We start from the raw sequence: 18,176 nt of genomic DNA, 5'->3' as shown, positions 1-18,176 counted from the left end.
TGGCGCGGATGGAGGCTGCGGAATGAATGGTGAGGGACATAGTCTCAAAGCTAAAGCCGAAGGGGTGCGTCCTACCCGCCCCCGCTCCTCCCTGCAATCCGGCCCAGCCGGTCGGATCGGGGGCTGATCTCCCTGCCCTGTAGTAGCCTTTAAGCCCTTGTTGCATTTACATTAGAAGTCACAGGGAATTATATAGAATCATTCCATTATGACGTGTGGCACGAAACGTGATAGATTGGCCGTTATACGCGCGCGGTCTTCGCGAACGGCAAGACCGCAGGCGCGATCACCGGCAACCCAGCTGCCGAGCACAGCAAAGCCGTTATCGCTTTCGAAAAGCGGGGCATAGGCCTGGATAACGAAACCTTCCTCGCCGTAATCGCCCGGTGCGGAAAACGCTTCCCGCCCATCTCGAAAAATCGAGACGTTCTCGCCTTCTCGCGACAAGAGTGGTTTGCGCACGTAGTCGGTCAAGGTCGAAGCCGCCGGGTCGTCGGTGAAATAACTCGGCAGCAGGTTGGGGTGATTGGGGTGGCGCTGCCAGAGCAGCGGCAGAAGCCCCTTGTTGGAGAGCACGGCCTTCCAGGCGGGCTCGACGAAAACATCGCCCGAGCGGGCAAGTTCGCGCGCGAAAGGCTCGCGCAGCATGAATTCCCATGGGTAGAGTTTGAAGCAGCGGTCGATCACCCGATCCTTGAGGTCGGTGTAGCGGCCCTGCGCATCGATGCCGATCTCCCGAATGTCCAGAAGCTCGACGCGATGGCCGGCCTGCACCGCACAATCCATGAGGTAGACCGTCGTGCCGCGATCCTCCTCATTGTCGGTTATCGCGGCGAAATGGAAGATGGGCTCCTTGGGAAATTGATCGAACGCCTCGACAAGACTTTCCTGCAGGAAATTATACTGGTCCGCATCTTTGGGCAGAACACCCAAAGCGATCTGATCGGTCAGCCAGTTGAACTGGAAATAGGCCGTCTCGAACACCGAGGTCGGGGTATCGGCGTTGTATTCGAGTAGCTTGGCCGGGCCATTGCCATCATAAGCAAGATCGAAACGGCCGTAGAGGTGCCGGTCGCGGCGCTGCCAGGACCGCTGCACAACATCACGCAGGTCCGCCGGAATGGCCAGCCTGTCGAGCGCCTCTTCGCTGCTGACGATCTCGCCGACCAGATCCATGCACATATCGTGCAGTTCCTGGCTCGGCTGTTCGATCTGCTTCTCGATCTCCTCGAGCGTGAACGTATAGGCGGCATCGTCGAGCCAGTAGGGCTCGCCATACATGACGTGAAATCCGAAGCCGACGGCCTGCGCCTTGTCACGCCAGTCAGGACGCGGCGGGAGGGTGATGCGTTTCATGTCATCCGCCGAAACTAAAGGACGAACGGCCGCCGAAGCCTTGCCGGGCAACGGTGCGGGTATTGACGTTGACCGGCTTGACACTCTGGCGCGCGGGCACAGTCACGCTGTCGCCACCCGAGCGAACGGTGGTTGTGACCGTCTGCCCCGAGCGGTTGCGATAAATCGGCGTCGAGCCATAATAGGAGCCATTCGCCTCCTGGCGCCGGCGATAGTCGTAATAGTCGCCGATATTGTTGAGTGCCGAAGACAGCATGTAGCCCGCCAGGAACGGCACGAAGAAGCTGCCGCCTCCGCCGGTATTGTTGTTGGTGACGGTATTGGCCGGCTGTTCGGTGCACTGGCCCTTGCCGTATTCGGCCTCGCAGGCGGCCATGCCGTTGAAACGCGGCGCGGTGGCGAGATGGGCGCGCATCGCATCCTGATAGCTGGCTTGGCAGACCTGCCGGTCCATGCCCGCAGCCACGCATTGGTCGACGGACGTGAACATTATATCCGAAGGGGCCTCCTCGCCGCACCCGGACAGCGCCAGTGTCGAGGCGGCGATGGTGCCAAGGGCCAGCAAAGGTCGCCTGTGCCCGCTCATACGTCTGCGCATTTTTCCCTCCCTCAATAGGTCATGCAGGCAGCGTTGAGCAGACCGATGACGAGCGCTATTCCGCCGCCCCACAGGCCCGCCGCGATATCACCGGCAGTGATTTTTTCATGCAGGTCCCTCATGGTGAAGTTCGCGATGTAGAAAGCAAGGATCTGCGCCAGAGTGCCTATCACCGCCCATATGATGTAATCGATGACGCTGACGGAATTGGCTGCGGCGGAAGCCAGAGGCAAGCTGAAACCGACAAGCGCGCCTAAGAACGCGGTGACGGCAGCAAGATTGCCCGCCCGGATCAGTTGGACCTCCTGTTGCGGCGTCAACCAGGTGTAGATCACCGCGAAAACGCCGTAGGCGGCGAGCCCGATGGCGAAATAACCAAGGAAAGCAGGCAGGCCCGCCACGTAGTCGAGCATCGAAAAAGTCCTCCGTTGAAATTGATCGGTCCCTCAGACGCGACGAACGTCGGCCGGAGCCAATCCATAACCGATCAGAAATTCCACTGAGCTGCCCGCCTGGCTCTGCCCAAAATCGAGGTCGCGCTCGACATTGATCAGTAGCATTTCGCGCGTCGAGCCAAGCGGGCGGTAATACAGCATGCAGGTCTGATGGATGGAGCGCTGCGTTTCACCATCGCTGACCTTTTCAACAAATTCCACCAATTGCGCCCGTTCCGGACCGTCGCCCCAGAACCGGTTATAGAGGATCCCGTCAGCATCATAGGATGGCTGGCCGATCAGGCCGCCCGGCCCGGTCCAGCGGTTCCATTCGCTCTGGCCGGCGGGCACGACGCTGTCCCAAGGCTGATAAAAGCTGATGTCGTCGATCGCCTCACCCGGCTTACCCGACGCCGACATCACCTGAATCATCCGGTTTTCTTCATCGTAGTAGCGCGACAGAACCGTCGCGGCGTCGAGCGAAACCTCACCGTAGCCGGCAATGATGAACGGCCCGCTTCGCGGCAGCGGCATGGCAGGCTCGCCGCCCAAAGCATCGGCTTCGAGCGAGAGGAAATCGATCTCGAGTGCCCCGCCGATGGCCGCACTCAAGGGGCCGAGTTCTTCGGGTAAGGCCCCCTCGCTCTTGTTTCCGCCGAACCAGCCGATCATGTCACGTCTCCCATTCGAGCCCAGGTATGGCAGCGGGATCTAGCCGAATTTCGCTGATGTAGTAAAGCGTCTCGCCGCCCCGCATCAGCGTCTCGTCCCGGCAATTAAGGTCCGTTACGCCGTGGCTCAGCATGCCGACGAGCGTCACATGGTGCCGACGCTTGAGGCTTAAAAACATGTCGCCATAGGAGAGCGGCGCGTGCAAGGCCGGCACCGCCAGGGAAAAGGCCGTGTCGGTGGAGGCAGCCGACAACAGCCGTGCGGCGATTTCCGAAGAACCCGGATCACGTGCGGAACGCGACAGAAGCTCCTCGGCGAGGGAACCCACCGCCTCGACACGCGGCCGACGCTGCTTGACCATCTGTGCTGTGCGGTCGTCGGCGAAATAGGCGACGATATGGGCATTGGGCGCATGATCCTCGGCGATCAGCACCGCGGCCAGCGTTTCATCGTCATTTGCGCCGCGGGCGATGACTGCCCGCGCCTGGGCCACTCCGGCCCGCAACAAAGCGTCGGCATCGGCAAGCCGTTCCGTGCGGACGTAGTCGGCATAATTGCTGGCGGGATTTTCCGGCAGATCCCTGGCGACCAGAACCGTCATCGGTTCGTTGGCATGCCGTTCGGAGTGCAGCAGCCGCAACGTCTGGCATGTCTGCCCCTCTTGCCATCCCAAAACGACGATATGACCGGTGCGTTCGCTGTAATCACCCAATCCGCGCATGCGATTTCTCCAAATCGTACCGATCGCTGTCAACAACTTGCCAAGAACAGCGGTAAAGATGGCGATGCCACCGGGCAGAACGACCAGGACGGTAATGATCCGGCCGAGGCCCGATTTTGGGGAAAGATCGCCATAACCGACAGTCGTTGCCGTAATCATGTAATAGTAAAGAAAGTCGACCGGGTTGCCGACGAGATCGCCTTCCCCGGCCAGCATAAAGAGCAAATAGGAAGTAACCAGATGCACAACGAGGATAACAAGAAGGGCTGACCACGCCAATTCGCCGAGCGACAGATATACACGCCGCAGTAATGAAGCGATAAATGGCAAGCGATTCGCCCCCGTTGCTGACCCCTACCTACCGGAATTTATTTCGCGCGCTAGACCTTTAAGTTGTAAACCGATTACCCAGATATTTGCGACGCTCTAACCGATGGAGGACTTTTTGGAGACCTGGAGCCTTACCACTTTAACGCGCCTGTTCGCAGCCGACCCGGAAGCGCTGGGCGATGTGGATGTAGCCGTGCCGGAACATGGGGACGTTATCTGCGTAACTCTCAAGGAAAGAGGCGATCTCGACGTCTTCGTCGCGGTGAGCGGAGAGCGCGATATTCTTGTCAGCGTTGTCCTGGTGCCATGCAAGGACGTGCCCAAGCGGGAGGCCTTCGAACGGATGGTTCTCAAGACGCACAAGTTCGTGCCGCTGTCGAGCTTCGGCATCACCACGATTGACGGTGAGGAATGGTACGAATTGTTCGGCTCGCTGTCGGCACGTTCGTCGGCCGAAACCGTGGTCGAGGAAGTCGCCATTCTGGCTGCCAATGCGGTCGACGCCGCACACATGATTGAAGAATGGAAAAGCGGGGAGATTGCAGCGTGAGCACCTGGGGAAAGATTTTCACCGCCATTCGCGGCGGCATTAACGAGGCAGCGGAAGCGGCCGCCGACAGCCAGTCGATGCGCATTCTCGACCAGGAAATCCGCGATGCCGAACAGTCGCTGCGCCGGGCGCGATCCGATCTGGCCGGTATCATGGCGTCGAACAAGAGCGTCATGCGCCGGCTTGAAGAAAACCGCGCGAAGGAAGCCAAGGACACCGACAGCGCCCGCGCGGCGATCTCAGCGGGCCGCACGGATCTGGCGCAGGGTCTCGCTCAGCGCATTGCCAACATTCGCGCCGAAACGCAGCGAGACCAGGAAGAGCTCGACCGGCTGCTGCCCCGCCAGCAGCAGATGCTGCGCACGATCCAGGAAACCGAATCGCGGATCGCTCAGATGAAACGCGAGGTGGAGAATGTCAAAGCCAACGAGTCGCTGCTGCGCGCTCAGTCGGCGATTGCCCATAACCAGTCGGGCATCAATACCCGTCTCGGCAGCGCCGTCCAAAGTCTCGAACGCATCAAGAAGCGCCAGGAAATGACGGCCGGGCGCATCGAGGCCGGCGAGGAACTGGCCGCGCTGGAAAACGGCAGCGATCTCGACCGTCAGCTGCGCGAGGCCGGCATTGGCGGTTCCCGTGAATCGGCGGACGACATCCTTGCACAGTTGATGGCACCAAAGCATTCGGCCGAGCCCGTCCTGCTCCCGCCGCCCGCTGGCAACAAGGACTGAGAATACCCGGAGCGGCCGCCCTGTCGGAGAGATCGAAGACAGAGCGGCCGCACGCCGAACTCTGACGTTGCAGCCGGCCAAGCCCGCGCTCGCCGACCGCGCCCATGACACCAGCACGATCCCGGGTTTCGACATCGATGCGGGTTGAACCGGAGCTCTTGCAGCGACGGGCGCGTCCCGAATTCACTTGAATGTCATGCATTTGAATGGTCATCGAGGCGATGCGCATCGGCGATTTCCGCCTTGCGCTTGCCGTCAAAGCACGCTAATTGGCCACTGTTATGTTATTACATCACTGGACGGGCACAAGCCGTGCCGGCCAGTCAGAAGGGTTTCAGCGAATGAACAAGGCGATCACAACACTCAGCTACGCACTGGCTGTATCCGCAACATTGACTTTTGCAGGAATGGCAGGCGCTGAGACATCTTCGGGAAACAATCACAGCCACAGCCATTCCCACGATAAACAGGGGTCGGTGTATGATGGGTATTTCGACGACGATCAGGTAAAGGCGCGTGAACTGTCGGACTGGGAGGACGACTGGCAGTCCATCTACCCCTTTCTTGTCGACGGAACCTTGGATCCGGTGATGGCCGACAAGGCGAGACATGGCGATAAGAGCGCCGGAGAATATCGTGCCTACTACGACACGGGATACAAGACCGACGTCGACCGGATCGTCATCAACGGAAAGAAGGTTACCTTTTCCGTGGCAAGGACTCCGTCAGCGGAGACTACGAGACGGATGGCCGCGAAATCCTCACCTATAAGAAGGGTAATCGAGGGGTTCGTTTCATCTTCAGGAAAAGCGCCGGCGATGACGCCGCACCGCAGTTCATTCAGTTCAGCGACCACCTCGTCGCCCCTGAGAAGGCGGATCACTACCATCTCTATTGGGGCAACGACCGTGCCGCACTACTGAACGAGGTCACCAACTGGCCGACCTATTACCCATCGAGCCTGAATGGGAAACAGATCGCCGAGGAGATGCTGAGCCACTGACTAGCTGACACCGAGAAAGTGCCTGAGCTCGGCAGTTTGCGGATCGGCGAAGACATCCTCCGGCCGACCGGCTTCATGGACACGGCCCTGATGCATGAAGACGACGCGGCTGCAGACGTCGCGGGCGAACCGCATCTCGTGCGTGACCATCAGCAGCGTCATTCCCTCGGCGGCAAGTTCGCGCACGACGGCCAGAACTTCGGCGACCAGTTCCGGATCGAGCGCCGATGTGATCTCGTCGCAAAGAAGGGCGGTCGGCTGCATGGCGAGCGCGCGGGCGATGGCGACGCGCTGCTGTTGTCCGCCCGAGAGCTCGTCCGGATAGGCATCGAACCTGTGGCCCAGACCTACCCGCTCCAGCATCCTGCGGGCGGTCGCTTCCGCTTCGGCCTTGGGTGTCTTTTTGACCACCGTCTGCGACAGCATGACGTTGCCGCCGGCAGTCAGATGCGGGAAAAGATTGAATTGCTGAAAGATCATGCCGACCTTCAGACGCAGCGCCTTCAGGTGAACTTCGTCATCGAGAAGCTGTGCGCCGGCCACGGAGATGGAACCGTCGGTGATGGTCTCCAGGCCATTGATGCAGCGAAGCAGGGTCGATTTGCCCGAGCCGCTCTTGCCGATAATGGCAATGACCTCGCCAGGCTCGACATTCAGATTGATGCCTTTCAGCACCTCGTTGGATCCGTAGCTCTTGCGGACGTCAGTGATTTCGATGAGCGACATTGAGTTTTCTCTCCAGGATCTGGCTGCTTTTCGACAAGGGCCAGCAAAGGGCGAAATAGATGAGCGCCACGAGCCCATAGACGGTGAAGGGCTGGAAGGTGGCGTTGGTGACCACGGTGCCGGCCTTCGACAATTCGACGAAGCCGATGATCGAGGTCAGCGCCGTGCCCTTGATGATCTGAACGGAGAAACCGACGGTCGGCGGTATGGCGATCCTCAGCGCCTGTGGAAGAATGACGTAGCGCATCTGCTGCAGACGGCCCATGCCGAGGCTGGCGGAGGCTTCCCATTGCCCCTTCGCAACCGCTTCGACGCAGCCCCGCCAGATCTCGGTGAGAAAGGCGGCGCTCCATAGGATCAGCGCCAATCCCGCCGCAAGCCAGGCCGGCACGTCTATTCCGAAGAGGCCGAGACCGAAAAAGGCGATGAAGAGCTGCATCAGCAGCGGCGTACCCTGGAAGAGCTCGATATAATATTTCGCAAACGCCCGGCCGGCCTTGCGCCTGCTGATGCGCAGGAACAGCAGGCCCAAGCCGACCAGGCTGCCGCCGACGAACGAGACGAGCGAAAGGAGGATCGTCCAGCGGGTGGCAAGCAGCAGGTTGCGCAGAATGTCCCAGAGCGTGAACGTGATCATCGTGCTGCTCTCCTCGGGAAAATGAACCAGCCGATCAGGCCCAGCACCTGCCGGAGCAGGATCGCCAGCGCGAGATAGATTGATGTCGAGACGATGTAGGCCTCGAAGGCTCGAAAGGTTCGCGATTGTATGAAATTCGCGGCGAAGGTCAGATCCTCGGCGGCGATCTGCGATACGACCGCCGAGCCGAGCATGACGATGACCACTTGCGACGACAGCGCTGGCCAGATGCGCTGCAGCGACGGCACGAGAACGACATGGCGGAAAGTCTCGAAGCGCGTCATGGCGAGGCTCTCGCCTGCCTCGAACTGGCCTTTCGGCGTCGCCTGGATGCCGGCGCGGATAATCTCGCAGCTATAGGCGCCAAGGTTGACGACCATCGCAAGATTGGCGGCTGTCAATTCTGAAAGGTGGAGGCCGAGCGACGGCAGACCGAAGAAGATGAAGAAAAGCTGGATCAGGAACGGGGTGTTGCGGATCAGTTCCACATAGGCCGCAGCGACCGGCTTCAGCCAGACCGGGCCAAGCGCCCGCACCCAAGCGCAGACGATGCCGAGCGAAATGCCGAGCACACCACCGATCGCGATAAGCTCCAGGGTGATCAGCACACCCTTGATGATCTCGGGATAATATTGAAGCAGCCAGCCGAATTCGAAATGGTAGCTCAAGGAATGTCCCCTCTCGCGGTGACGGAGCGCATGTCATCCCGCGGCCGCAGGAGACATGCGCGAGACCCTGGTTTCCTTAAAGATCGGACGGCAGACCGGCACCGAGCCACTTCTGCGATATCGCATTCAAGCTGCCATCGGCTTTGGCGGCGGCGACAATGCCGTTCACCTTCTCCAGAAGCGCGGACTGTTCCTTGTTGAGGCCGATGTAGCAGGGCGAGTTCTTGATCAGAAACTTCAGCTCAGGGCGCTTGGGAGGGTTTTTGGCGAGGATCGCAGCCGCCACGACGTTGCCGGTAGCAATGATGTCGACCTGGCCGGAGAGGAACGCCGAGATGGTGCCGTTATTGTCCTCGTAACGCTTGATCGTCGCATCGGCCGGCGCGATCTTCGTCAGCTCGAGATCCTCCACGGCGCCGCGTGTGACGCCGATGCTCTTGCCCGCGAGATCTTCCGCCTTGGCGACCGAAAGATCGGCCGGACCGAACACGCCGTTGAAGAAGGGCGCGTAGGCGACCGAGAAATCGATCACCTTTTCGCGCTCCGCATTCTTGCCGAGGCTCGATATGACGAGATCGACCTTGTTCGTCTGCAGATAGGGGACGCGGTTGGCGCTCGTGACCGGCACAAGTTCGGCTTTGACGCCAAGCTTTTGGGCAATGAGATTGGCCATGTCGATATCGTAGCCCACCGGCGCCATATCGGTGCCGACACTGCCGAAAGGCGGGAAATCCTGCGGGACTGCGACACGCAACGTACCGCGCGCCGTAATGTCGGCAAGAGCATCGGCGTGAGACGGCGAGTTGAAGCTGAAGGCCGCGGCGAGAGCCGCGATTGCGAAGAAGATCCGTCTGGTCAGCATGTGTTCATTGCTCCTTTGATGGTGTGATTTTTGGGTCTGACGGCTGGGAGATGGAGAACGCGGCCTTAGGCGGAAGCGACAGGGAATTGCGCAGATCCGAAAGCGGATCCGGACGCGCCGTGAGGTCGAGGCCCATCTCCACTTCATCAAGATGTTCGACGGAGAGCTCCGCGGCTCTGACGAAATCCCCTGCCTGCATGGCCTCGAAAATACGGCAGTGCCCCTCATGGGACTGCGCCGCATGAAATTCGGATTGATAGAGCATCGAAATGAGGATCGTCCTTGCGGTCAGGTCGCGCAGGATGTCGACGATGATCGTGTTGCCGCTCAATTCCGCAATGCGGATATGGAAATCGCCCATCAAATAGGTCAGGCGCTGGCGGTCGCCCGCCGCCATCGCGTTCCGCTCCGCGTTCAGATGGGCGTCGAGAGCCTTGCGTCCCTCCTCCGTCAGCACGCCCATGCTGCGCAGCAATCCGGCCTCGACGACACGCCTTGCATCATAGACGGCGATCGCATCCTCAGCGGAGGGCTCGACGACGAACCAGCCGCGCCGGGGGCTGACATGCACGATGCCGCGTGTCTCCAGACGCATCATGGCTTCACGGACGCGGGTTCGGGACACGCCGAAGAGCGCCGCCAGCTGATTTTCGCCAAGACGCGTGCCCGGCCGAATCTTGGCAGAAAGGATCCCGGAGACGATCGTTGCCTCAATGGATTTCTGCGTGGTCTCGGATGCGTGGCTATCTTGCATACAAGACAGGAAGCAAAGCTCGTGCCAAAATTTTGCGCCGAGGATTTCCAAGATGCCTGGGATGCTCCGAGCAAAATTTGCCCGCCAGGCATGCAGACTGACTGTAATTTATGCGGGGCTGCCCCTCCCCCGCATCGGCCTGTCACCGATGCCGGGGCAAGTTCATAGGCCCGACCGACTTGCCCCCGACCCTGCGGATCGGGACCGGGGCAACGCTTTGCCAGTCGTCGTCAATCGATCGTGCGCGCCAACACCTGCGGCGTCGAAGACAACCCTATCCCGCGTGACGGGGCAAACCCATCGCCGTCGCCGGTTTTAGTGGAAGCTCGAGGTTTTGAGAAATTCCGCCAACCGTTCGGTTTTCGGGCGCACGAACATTTCCTTCGGATCGCCCTCCTCGCAGATGACGCCCTGGTTCATGAAGATTACGCGCGACGAAACCTCGTAGGCGAAACGCATTTCATGGGTGACGAGCAGCATGGTCATGCCATCGGCAGCAAGCCCCTTGATCACCTGCAGGACTTCGCCCACCAATTCCGGATCGAGCGCGGAGGTCACTTCGTCGAACAGCATCAGCCGCGGCGACATGGCGATTGCGCGGGCAATCGCAACACGCTGCTGCTGGCCGCCGGAGAGCTGACCGGGATAATGGTTGGCGCGGGCGGCGAGGCCGACCCGTTCGAGCCATTTTTCGGCAATGATGCGGGCTTCCGGTTTCGTCATCTTCTTCACCTTGACGAGGCCGAGCATGACGTTTTCGGCAGCACTCATATGCGGGAAGAGATTGAACTGCTGAAAAGCCATGCCGGTCAGGGCGCGCTGACGGGCAATCTCCTTCTCGCTCTTGCGCCGGCGCGTCGCGCCGTCGACGTGATAGCCGATCTCCTCGCCGTCGAGGCGGATCGTGCCGCCCTGGAATTCCTCGAGCATGTTGACGCAGCGCAGCAAGGTGGTCTTGCCGGAGCCTGAGGAGCCGATGATGGAGATGACCTCGCCTTCCTGAACGGCGCAATCGACCCCCTTGAGAACTTCGTGGATACCGTAAGTCTTGCGCAGACCCTTGATGTCGAGAATGGTCTTGGCCATCGGAAAGTCTCCTCAGGACGGCAGGGCGGTCTTGCGCTCGACATATTTGCCGAAGTGCTCGATGCCGTAGTTGACGATGAAATAGAGACCGCCGGCCAGAAAATAGAACTGGAGGCTCATGAAATTGCGGGAGATGATCTCCTGCGTGCGCAGGAGAAGCTCGGCGACGCCGATGACGGAGAGCAGCGTCGAGGCCTTCACCATCTCGGCCGCCGTATTCACCCAGGCCGGCAGACACTGGCGCATGGCCTGCGGCCACAGCACCGAGGTGAAAGTCTGGGTAAAGGTCAGACCGATCGCCTTGGCCGCTTCGGTCTGGCCCTTCGGGATCGCCTGAAGCGCTCCGCGCACGATTTCGCCGACATGGGAAGAGCAGAAGACGGCAAGGGCGAGGACGCCGGCGGAGAACGGTCCGAGATCGAGACCGACCGCGGCGGAGACATAATAGCTTGCCAGTACGAGCACGAGCACCGGTGTGCCGCGGATGATATCCGTATAGGCACGCACGAGGAGACGTAAGACGATGCCGCCGTAAACCAGCGCCAGACCGACAAAAACACCGAGCACGGAGCCCGCGAGAATGGCCAGCAGCGAGATCGACACCGTCATGGCAATGCCGTTCATGATGACGTAGCGGGCGATCCAGAGTTGTTCGAGAAAGGTGTGAGACATCGGGACTATCTCGGCAGGGCCAGACGGCGCTCGACGAGGCGCATCAAGGCGGCGATGAGGAAACAGGTGGCGACATAGAGGGCTGATGTAACCATCCATGTTTCGATGACGCGGAAACTCTCGACATTGATCTTGCGGGCGGCAAAGGTCAGCTCGGGCACAGCGATGGCAGCGGCAAGCGAGGTGTCCTTGAAGAGCGAGATGATCGTCGAGGATAGCGACGGCAAAACGTTGCGCAGCATCAGCGGTGCGATGATCGAGCTGCGGATCTGCATTGCCGTCAGGCCGATGGCAAGGCCGGCTTCCGTCAACCCTCTCGGGATCGACAGCAGTCCGGCACGGAACACCTCGGCCAGATAGGCCCCAGAATAGAGCGAAAGAACCAGCACGAAGCTTTTCATCTTGTCGAGGCGCAAGCCCATCTGCGGCAGCGCGAAAAAGGCGAAAAGCACCAGAACGAGAATCGGCAGGTTGCGAATGACGGTGACATAGCCGCGCGCCGGCACGAGCGCGAAGCGGCTCCTCGACGTCAGCGCGAAAGCCATCACAAGACCGATTGCGGCCCCGATCAGGATCGAGATCGCGGCAAGGCCGAGGCTGAGGGCAAGTCCGCTTAAGAGAAAGTCGAAATTGCGCCAGACGGCAGCGAAGTTCAGTGTGTAACCCATGCGGGTCCTTTCAGACCAGAGCATGCCGCCGAGCCTGTGAGCGGGCCGGACAACGTCATCTCCAATCATTCGATCCAGAAGCGGACTGAGATCTTAGCCAGACCTAGACCGAGATCATCCTGTTCCAGCGGAGCGGGAGCAAGCTCCCGCCCCGCATCGCGGTCACTTGAATTCGACGGGGAAACCGATCTGCGGCGGCGCCAGATCCTTACCGAACCAGGCCTTGAAGGATTTGGCATAGAAGTCGAACTCGACACCGGTCATCGCTTCGTGAAGAGCGGTGTTGACGAAGTTCAGCCAATCCTGATCACCGCGCTTGACGGCGCAGGCATAGGTCTGTGGGTTCCAGCCGTAGCCGGCATCCTTGTAGCGGCCCTGGTTCTGCGTCATGTACCAGGCGAGCGACGACTGGTCCGTGGCGGCGGCATCGGCACGCCCCGACTCCAGCGCCTGATAGATCAGGTCGACGGATTCATACTGGTCGACGGTCGCCTCCGGCAATGCGGCGTGCACCATAGCTTCGGCGTATACGTTCTGGAGAACCGAGATGGTGACCGAGGAGCCGGCAGCCTTCAGAGCGGCATAATCAGCGTATTTTCCATCCGCCTTGAGCATCAGGCCGACGCCCTCACGATAATAGGGAATGGTGAAGGCGACCTGCTGGGCGCGTTCGCCCGTAACGGTCATGAACTGGCAGGTGATGTCGACCTTATCGGTGGTGATGTTCGGAATGCGGGCGTCCGACGACTGGTTGACAAATTCGATCTTATCCGGATCGCCGAACAGGGCCTTGGCGACGATGTGGCCCATGTCGACATCGAAGCCCTGAAGCTTGTCGTCCGCGCTCTTGAAGTGCCAGGGCGCATTGGTGCTGCCCGTGCCGAGCACGAGATGGCCGCGGGCCAGCACCTCGTCGAGCTTGCTGCCCTCGGCAAGCACAGGCGTCGACACCAGGGCGGCGACGGCCAGCGACATCAGGCCGGCGCGAAAGGAAATGATCATGGCGTTCCCCTTGTAGATGTTTCGATGATCCAATATACTGGACATGTGTCTATTTTATTGGATTTCAATATCAAGTGCCATCGGCGGTGAATTGTCAATGGGGCATGCCGAAAAAACGCGCAGCAGAGTGCTTGGCGGTTTTTTCGGCAGCGCAACATTTTGCGGTTGGTTTTCGGTTGCGCTTGCGGCGGCCCGATAGCTTCGGGCCGCGATATAGGAAGGGGAAGCCTTTCAGCCACGCAATAGGCGTTCATCGCCGCCAGGCCGGCGTGCAGCGCGAATATTCACAGGCCCTTGATGGGGTTTACCACACGGTCTCTTTTTGAAGGGGCGTTACCCGCCGGATAAGCGACTTTCTCAGCCGCCTTTCAACTGTGCCATCGCAAGCAGCGTATCGGCGCTGATCGTCGCCGAGCCGGTCAGGATGGAAAGCGCCGTCGACGTGGTGCCGGTGCCGTTCGCCATATCGTACATGGCGGTAAAGCGCTTGATCAGATCGTCGACCTTGTCCGGATCGGCGAGGTCCTTGATGTCGATGAAATTCTCGATCATCTCGGCCTGCTTGTCGACGTCCATATTCGAGACATAGCGGGACAGGTTAAAGCTCGTGGTGAAAAATTCGAACAGCGCGCTGTCGCCCAGAATGTCATAGGCACTCGAGATCTCCGGTGCCTTGCGTTCGAAATAGAGTGCAAGGCGCACGCCGGTGTTGCTGTCGCCCTGATCATCCTCGAGCGTCAGCCTGACATAGGCGTCGACCGTTTCCAAGACGTCGCCGCGCTGCTGCACCGTCCCGGTAGGATCAGCCGAGATAGTGCCGTCCTGGTCAAAATTGAACGAGCCGACCAGTTCGGCGAAGCGGTTGTCTTCGAGCTTGTTGACGTAGCTGTCTTCGTCGTCGAGATCGGACGAAAACATCTTCTCCAGGTCGTCCGACGTGACGTCCTCCGGATCCAAGCCCTTCGCCTGAAGCGCAAAGGCAACCAGCCGGTCGTCGGCGAGAAACTCGCTGGCAGAGGTGATCGTCGCCATCTGGTCACGGAAATAGGTGATCTCCTCATCCGCGGCGTCGGTCGCCTCGGTCAGCTCGTCACCTTCGAAATATCGGATCTTGTTCTGCTTGTAATAGGCGGCATAGTCATCGACGACCGATTCCGACATCGCCTCCAGCGGGACGGTCACATCGCCTTCGCTGTCGAAGTTGAAGGCATTGCGAAACGCCTCGAACCGATCGTCCTTCAAGCTGTTGACATAGCTCTTCGGATCGCTGGGATCACTTTCGAGGATCTTCCGGACTTCGCTTTTCGAGACCTCGCCGGAGTCTATGCCAAATGCCCGCAGCGCCATCTCCCATAATTCAGGGAGATCGTCGTTGTCGTCATCGTCATCATCGCCGTTCGACACCAGGAAATCGTCGATCGAGGTGACGCTGGCAATGCGTGTCGTATAGTTGTCAACCGCATCTTCCGTGTCGGTATTGGCGATCAGCACCTGGTAGTTTTCATCGAAGGCCGCCGTGGTCGCGGCCGTCTGTTCCGACGTCTGGGCCGTGTCGCCGTCGGCAAGCGCGCCGTCCTCATCGAAATTGAAGGCGTCGTGCAGGTCGGACAAGCCGATCGCGTCGGCGGTGTCGGCGCTTTTCAGGGCCGCGGAGATGAAATTGTCAGTTTCGGTGTCGGAAAGACCGTAGGCTGTTCTGAGATAGGACACCAGCTTGTCGTCGCTCATTAATTGATCGACAGAGGTGATGTTTCCGATCTGAGCAGCGAAATAAGTATCATAAGCCTCCCCGGTCTCGGTAGAAGCGATCGTCGATGATGCCACGGCATAAGCGCTTGTCACCAGCGATAGCTGGTCTTCCGACATCACCTCGCCGTCGACCGAGCCGTCCTGGCTGAAATTGAAGGCCTTTGCCAGGCTGACATAGACATCATCGTCGAGCTGATTGACGAAGCTGTCGGCATCGTCGAGATCGCTCGTCAGAACATCCTTGAGAAAGCTGGTCGATGTGTATTCGGTGCTGAGACCGAAAGCCGTCAGCACATAGTTCTTCAGCCGCGAGCTCGACAGCAACTCGCCGACGGATGTGATCGACGAGATATTCTCCTCGAAATAATCGGTCTCGTCCTCGATGTTCTCGGCCTCGGTGTCGAATGAGTCTTCGTAAGCATCAAGCAGATTGTCCCGCTGCGCATCCGATTGCGCCGTCTTCGTCTCGCCGGAGAATTTGAAGGCGGCGGCGAACTCGGCATAGCGGCCGTCGCTCAAGCTGTTAGCGAAGCTCGATGAATCGCTGAGGTCGCTCTCCAGCACCTTCTTCATGAAGGCCTTGGCGTAGGTCATGTCTTCGAGGCCGTAGGCCTTCATCGCATAGGAATAGAGCTTGTAATCGCTCATGAATTCATCGACGGTCGTGACCTTGCCGATGTTTTCCTTGTAATAGGCGCTGTCGCGAGCAACCGTGGCCTGAGACGCAACGCTGGAGAGACTGGCGTTCAGATTTCGCGCGACCGCGAGATAGCTTACATAGGTGGAAACCAACGTCCGTCCTCTTCATAGGCGCGTCAACGCGCGTGAAAGCCTGCCGGCAGCCACGGTGGAACTTTTCGTCTTTACGGGAATATCGTCGCCGGTCATGGCGAAGCACAGCCACCTGCATGTGGCCGAATCGACTTAATGGAACTCTATAGTTCTATAAATCATCCAATCGGGAATTGGAAGCTTGAAATCGAGGGATCTCCACCACCAGTTCAAGCGGCCCCGACACCGGCGGCGAAGATCGCGATGCAGCGGTGAAGATGGGCCAGCATCAGGGTCCGGTCCGGCCAGGCTTGCACGCGGCCTTCCGGAGGGCCCATGCCGCCAAAGATCATATCCATCAGCATGCGGGCGCCGCTCTCCGGATCATCCAGCGACAGCCTACCTTCCGACCGGCGATCGCTCAGCCAGTCGGCGAGATGCTGCCGGCTGGCGAGTATGCCTTCGCGCTGGAGAATGTCGATAAGCTCGGGGAACTGAGCCGCTTCGCGAAAGACAAGCTGTAGGAAGCCGGCGCGTTCCGCATCCGTATCCTCGTCCATGTCGATCATGAAGATACGCTCGAGACTCTCGGCGATCGAGATATCTTCGGCAGGCCTCGGCAGGTCGAGCATCAGGCGCCGATGCGCGCCGACCACGGCGGCAAACAGCTCTTCCTTGCTCTGAAACAGCTTGTAGAGCGTCTGCTTGGAGACACCCGCCTCCGAGGCGACGATCGCGGTCGTGCTTCCGGCATAACCGTATTTTACGAAAACGCGGCGGGCGACCTCGACGATATGCGTCCGCTTGTCTTCATCGCTGGAGACTTTAGGCCTGCCTCTTTTGCGCGGCTCATCTGCGGGGTCGTCGACGATATCCATGACGATCAGACCGCTTTGCCGACGCGCATGCCAACGATCGCGAGAAGCAGCCTGTTATTTCTGAGGGATGATTTTTTCGGTTGTGGCATTAGTAAATTCGATTTAGAGAACCCATAAGTTCTGTAATGCGTTGCATCCCCACCCTCAAGCGATGGAGCGCCTATGACGACCATTTCGGCCGCCACGTCAGTCTCTTCCCATTCCTATAGCAAGAGCTCGACATCCACATCCCAGGACATCCTATCCTGTAGTACGGTTTCGGCGAAAAAATCAACCACAAGCAGGCAGCTCGACGAAGACTCGTCCAGCAGCGCCGACAAACTGATGGCCCAGCTGGTGACGCTGGCAATGAACCGTTTCGACCAGTCCGGCTCCACCGGCGAAGCCGACGGCGGCGCAGGCATGGACGTTGCCGATCTGGATACCGACGGCTATGTGAGCAAGGCCGAGTTCGTCGCGGCCCGGCCGTCCGATGTCAGCGAGGATCAGGCAGGAACGCTGTTCGACAGCTTCGACAGCGAAGGCGCAGGCTCGCTGTCGGTCGATGCACTCGCCGAGGCGATGTCCGCCCAGCGGTCGGAACGTCCCGATGGCGCGCCCCCGCCGCCGCCAGGCGACGATGATCAGCTGGCGTCCATGCTCGCCGATCTCGATACCGATGGCGACGGACTCGTCAGCAAGGCCGAATTCGTCGCAGGCCGTCCGTCCGATGTCAGCGAAAATCAGACAGGAACGCTGTTCGACAGCTTCGACAGCGAGGGCGCCGGTTCGCTGTCGGTCGACGCGGCAACCCAAGCCATGTCCGCCCAGCAGTCGGAGCGTCCCCAGGGGCCGCCGCCGTCCGAGGACGAAGACCAGTTCGCCTCCCTGCTTTCCGATCTCGATACGAATGGAGATGGGGTGGTGAGCCTCGACGAATTCATGGCCGGCAAGCCTGACGATGTCACCGAAAGCCAGGCGAGCCAGCTCTTCGATCTGCTCGACACCTCAGGCACCGGTTCATTGTCCACACAGTCCGCGGCCTGACGCCGGCAGGACCTGGGAAAACCGCGCGCAAATCATCGAAATCATGCATAGCGCGCGTGAGATGAGCCAGCAATTCCAGCATCTCTGGGATAAAAGCGGCGGAAGCGGCCGGCTCAGCCAAGACGACACGGACAGGCTGATCGAACTGCTGCGAGAGATCGGCACTCAACGACATGCTGATGCGATTGGCTTGAGTGGCGCCGTTGTCAATGTAAGTATTGCGACGATCGCGTCGTCTCTTGGCAAATTACAAAACTGGTCGGCTTGGCTTCAGGTTCGTGG

Annotated in this window: 18 protein-coding genes and 3 pseudogenes; 5 read left to right on the top strand and 16 right to left on the bottom strand. The window is 59.8% G+C overall.

Annotated features, from left to right (window positions below; genetic code table 11):
- Positions 1 to 198: 198 nt before the first annotated feature.
- From HJC04_RS30990 to HJC04_RS30970, 5 genes and pseudogenes are all read right to left on the bottom strand, one after another.
- Positions 199 to 1,356: a glutathionylspermidine synthase family protein gene (locus tag HJC04_RS30990; RefSeq protein WP_221124573.1), complete on the bottom strand. Its 1,158-nt coding sequence runs from the start codon at positions 1,354 to 1,356 to the stop codon at positions 199 to 201.
- A 1-nt stretch (position 1,357) separates the two neighbouring features.
- The gene (locus HJC04_RS30985) at positions 1,358 to 1,954 is read right to left on the bottom strand and encodes a DUF1190 domain-containing protein (RefSeq protein WP_210631940.1); all 597 of its coding nucleotides are present in this window, start codon (positions 1,952 to 1,954) and stop codon (positions 1,358 to 1,360) included.
- 11 nt (positions 1,955 to 1,965) lie between these two features.
- Complete coding sequence (locus HJC04_RS30980) at positions 1,966 to 2,367, bottom strand: DUF350 domain-containing protein (protein ID WP_221124572.1); 402 nt, start codon at positions 2,365 to 2,367, stop codon at positions 1,966 to 1,968.
- Between the two features lie 33 nt (positions 2,368 to 2,400).
- Positions 2,401 to 3,060 (bottom strand): YjfK family protein, encoded by a 660-nt coding sequence (locus HJC04_RS30975; protein WP_221147795.1) that lies wholly within the window; start codon positions 3,058 to 3,060, stop codon positions 2,401 to 2,403.
- Positions 3,057 to 4,111, bottom strand: a pseudogene (locus HJC04_RS30970) (ion channel). The gene HJC04_RS30975 and the pseudogene HJC04_RS30970 overlap by 4 nt, the downstream one beginning before the upstream one ends.
- Before the next feature lie 103 nt (positions 4,112 to 4,214).
- Between HJC04_RS30970 and HJC04_RS30965 the strand changes: the two are divergent.
- From HJC04_RS30965 to HJC04_RS30955, 3 genes and pseudogenes are all read left to right on the top strand, one after another.
- A complete protein-coding gene (locus HJC04_RS30965) occupies positions 4,215 to 4,661 on the top strand; it encodes a YjfI family protein (RefSeq protein WP_210631936.1) in 447 nt (148 codons plus the stop codon).
- The gene (locus HJC04_RS30960; RefSeq protein ID WP_221147794.1) at positions 4,658 to 5,392 is read left to right on the top strand and encodes a PspA/IM30 family protein; all 735 of its coding nucleotides are present in this window, start codon (positions 4,658 to 4,660) and stop codon (positions 5,390 to 5,392) included. Before HJC04_RS30965 ends, HJC04_RS30960 begins: the two co-directional genes overlap by 4 nt.
- A 341-nt stretch (positions 5,393 to 5,733) precedes the next feature.
- Positions 5,734 to 6,395, top strand: a pseudogene (locus HJC04_RS30955) (ZinT family metal-binding protein).
- Here HJC04_RS30955 and HJC04_RS30950 read toward each other — a convergent pair.
- The 11 genes from HJC04_RS30950 to HJC04_RS30900 form a co-directional block, all read right to left on the bottom strand.
- The gene (locus tag HJC04_RS30950; RefSeq protein WP_210631934.1) at positions 6,396 to 7,121 is read right to left on the bottom strand and encodes an amino acid ABC transporter ATP-binding protein; all 726 of its coding nucleotides are present in this window, start codon (positions 7,119 to 7,121) and stop codon (positions 6,396 to 6,398) included.
- Positions 7,099 to 7,758: an amino acid ABC transporter permease gene (locus HJC04_RS30945; protein WP_184456575.1), complete on the bottom strand. Its 660-nt coding sequence runs from the start codon at positions 7,756 to 7,758 to the stop codon at positions 7,099 to 7,101. The genes HJC04_RS30950 and HJC04_RS30945 overlap by 23 nt, the downstream gene beginning before the upstream one ends.
- On the bottom strand, positions 7,755 to 8,426 hold the full coding sequence (locus HJC04_RS30940; protein WP_210631932.1) for an amino acid ABC transporter permease: 672 nt from the start codon (positions 8,424 to 8,426) through the stop codon (positions 7,755 to 7,757). Before HJC04_RS30940 ends, HJC04_RS30945 begins: the two co-directional genes overlap by 4 nt.
- A 76-nt stretch (positions 8,427 to 8,502) precedes the next feature.
- Entirely contained in the window at positions 8,503 to 9,288 is a 786-nt protein-coding gene (locus tag HJC04_RS30935; protein WP_221147793.1) for a transporter substrate-binding domain-containing protein, read from the bottom strand.
- Between the two features lie 4 nt (positions 9,289 to 9,292).
- Positions 9,293 to 10,042: a GntR family transcriptional regulator gene (locus HJC04_RS30930; RefSeq protein WP_210631930.1), complete on the bottom strand. Its 750-nt coding sequence runs from the start codon at positions 10,040 to 10,042 to the stop codon at positions 9,293 to 9,295.
- A 315-nt stretch (positions 10,043 to 10,357) separates the two neighbouring features.
- Complete coding sequence (locus tag HJC04_RS30925; protein ID WP_221124568.1) at positions 10,358 to 11,128, bottom strand: amino acid ABC transporter ATP-binding protein; 771 nt, start codon at positions 11,126 to 11,128, stop codon at positions 10,358 to 10,360.
- Positions 11,129 to 11,140: 12 nt separating this feature from the next.
- Entirely contained in the window at positions 11,141 to 11,800 is a 660-nt protein-coding gene (locus HJC04_RS30920; protein WP_085781604.1) for an amino acid ABC transporter permease, read from the bottom strand.
- 5 nt (positions 11,801 to 11,805) lie between these two features.
- Positions 11,806 to 12,468, bottom strand: coding sequence for an amino acid ABC transporter permease (locus HJC04_RS30915; protein ID WP_221124574.1), 663 nt, complete (start codon positions 12,466 to 12,468; stop codon positions 11,806 to 11,808).
- Positions 12,469 to 12,630: 162 nt separating this feature from the next.
- Positions 12,631 to 13,470 carry a transporter substrate-binding domain-containing protein gene (locus HJC04_RS30910; protein ID WP_221147792.1) on the bottom strand — a complete coding sequence of 280 codons (840 nt, stop codon included), beginning with the start codon at positions 13,468 to 13,470 and terminating at the stop codon, positions 12,631 to 12,633.
- A gap of 357 nt (positions 13,471 to 13,827) precedes the next feature.
- Positions 13,828 to 16,011, bottom strand: coding sequence for a DUF1217 domain-containing protein (locus HJC04_RS30905; protein WP_221147791.1), 2,184 nt, complete (start codon positions 16,009 to 16,011; stop codon positions 13,828 to 13,830).
- Positions 16,012 to 16,220: 209 nt separating this feature from the next.
- Positions 16,221 to 16,868: a TetR/AcrR family transcriptional regulator gene (locus HJC04_RS30900; RefSeq protein WP_210631925.1), complete on the bottom strand. Its 648-nt coding sequence runs from the start codon at positions 16,866 to 16,868 to the stop codon at positions 16,221 to 16,223.
- Positions 16,869 to 17,030: 162 nt separating this feature from the next.
- On the opposite strand from HJC04_RS30900, the gene HJC04_RS30895 reads away from it, so the two are divergent.
- Both HJC04_RS30895 and HJC04_RS32010 read left to right on the top strand, forming a co-directional pair.
- A complete protein-coding gene (locus HJC04_RS30895) occupies positions 17,031 to 17,894 on the top strand; it encodes an EF-hand domain-containing protein (protein ID WP_221147790.1) in 864 nt (287 codons plus the stop codon).
- Positions 17,842 to 18,088: pseudogene (locus tag HJC04_RS32010) on the top strand (hypothetical protein). Before HJC04_RS30895 ends, HJC04_RS32010 begins: the two are co-directional and overlap by 53 nt.
- Positions 18,089 to 18,176 lie beyond the last annotated feature (88 nt).

The sequence above is a fragment of the Rhizobium sp. NLR8a genome (assembly GCF_019685235.1).
In the GTDB taxonomy this organism is placed as follows: domain Bacteria; phylum Pseudomonadota; class Alphaproteobacteria; order Rhizobiales; family Rhizobiaceae; genus Rhizobium.
The sequence above is the reverse complement of the archived record's forward strand: the minus strand, read 5'-3'. Positions and strand labels throughout refer to the sequence as shown.

Coding starts and splice junctions, on each gene's coding strand:
- HJC04_RS30935 (WP_221147793.1), bottom strand. CDS start 9,288: ATGCTGACCAGACGGATCTTCTTCGCAATCGCGGCTCTCGCCGCGGCC.
- HJC04_RS30985 (WP_210631940.1), bottom strand. CDS start 1,954: ATGCGCAGACGTATGAGCGGGCACAGGCGACCTTTGCTGGCCCTTGGC.
- HJC04_RS30965 (WP_210631936.1), top strand. CDS start 4,215: ATGGAGGACTTTTTGGAGACCTGGAGCCTTACCACTTTAACGCGCCTG.
- HJC04_RS30910 (WP_221147792.1), bottom strand. CDS start 13,470: ATGATCATTTCCTTTCGCGCCGGCCTGATGTCGCTGGCCGTCGCCGCC.
- HJC04_RS30900 (WP_210631925.1), bottom strand. CDS start 16,868: ATGGATATCGTCGACGACCCCGCAGATGAGCCGCGCAAAAGAGGCAGG.
- HJC04_RS30915 (WP_221124574.1), bottom strand. CDS start 12,468: ATGGGTTACACACTGAACTTCGCTGCCGTCTGGCGCAATTTCGACTTT.
- HJC04_RS30925 (WP_221124568.1), bottom strand. CDS start 11,128: ATGGCCAAGACCATTCTCGACATCAAGGGTCTGCGCAAGACTTACGGT.
- HJC04_RS30975 (WP_221147795.1), bottom strand. CDS start 3,060: ATGATCGGCTGGTTCGGCGGAAACAAGAGCGAGGGGGCCTTACCCGAA.
- HJC04_RS30990 (WP_221124573.1), bottom strand. CDS start 1,356: ATGAAACGCATCACCCTCCCGCCGCGTCCTGACTGGCGTGACAAGGCG.
- HJC04_RS30950 (WP_210631934.1), bottom strand. CDS start 7,121: ATGTCGCTCATCGAAATCACTGACGTCCGCAAGAGCTACGGATCCAAC.
- HJC04_RS30895 (WP_221147790.1), top strand. CDS start 17,031: ATGACGACCATTTCGGCCGCCACGTCAGTCTCTTCCCATTCCTATAGC.
- HJC04_RS30980 (WP_221124572.1), bottom strand. CDS start 2,367: ATGCTCGACTACGTGGCGGGCCTGCCTGCTTTCCTTGGTTATTTCGCC.
- HJC04_RS30945 (WP_184456575.1), bottom strand. CDS start 7,758: ATGATCACGTTCACGCTCTGGGACATTCTGCGCAACCTGCTGCTTGCC.
- HJC04_RS30930 (WP_210631930.1), bottom strand. CDS start 10,042: ATGCAAGATAGCCACGCATCCGAGACCACGCAGAAATCCATTGAGGCA.
- HJC04_RS30920 (WP_085781604.1), bottom strand. CDS start 11,800: ATGTCTCACACCTTTCTCGAACAACTCTGGATCGCCCGCTACGTCATC.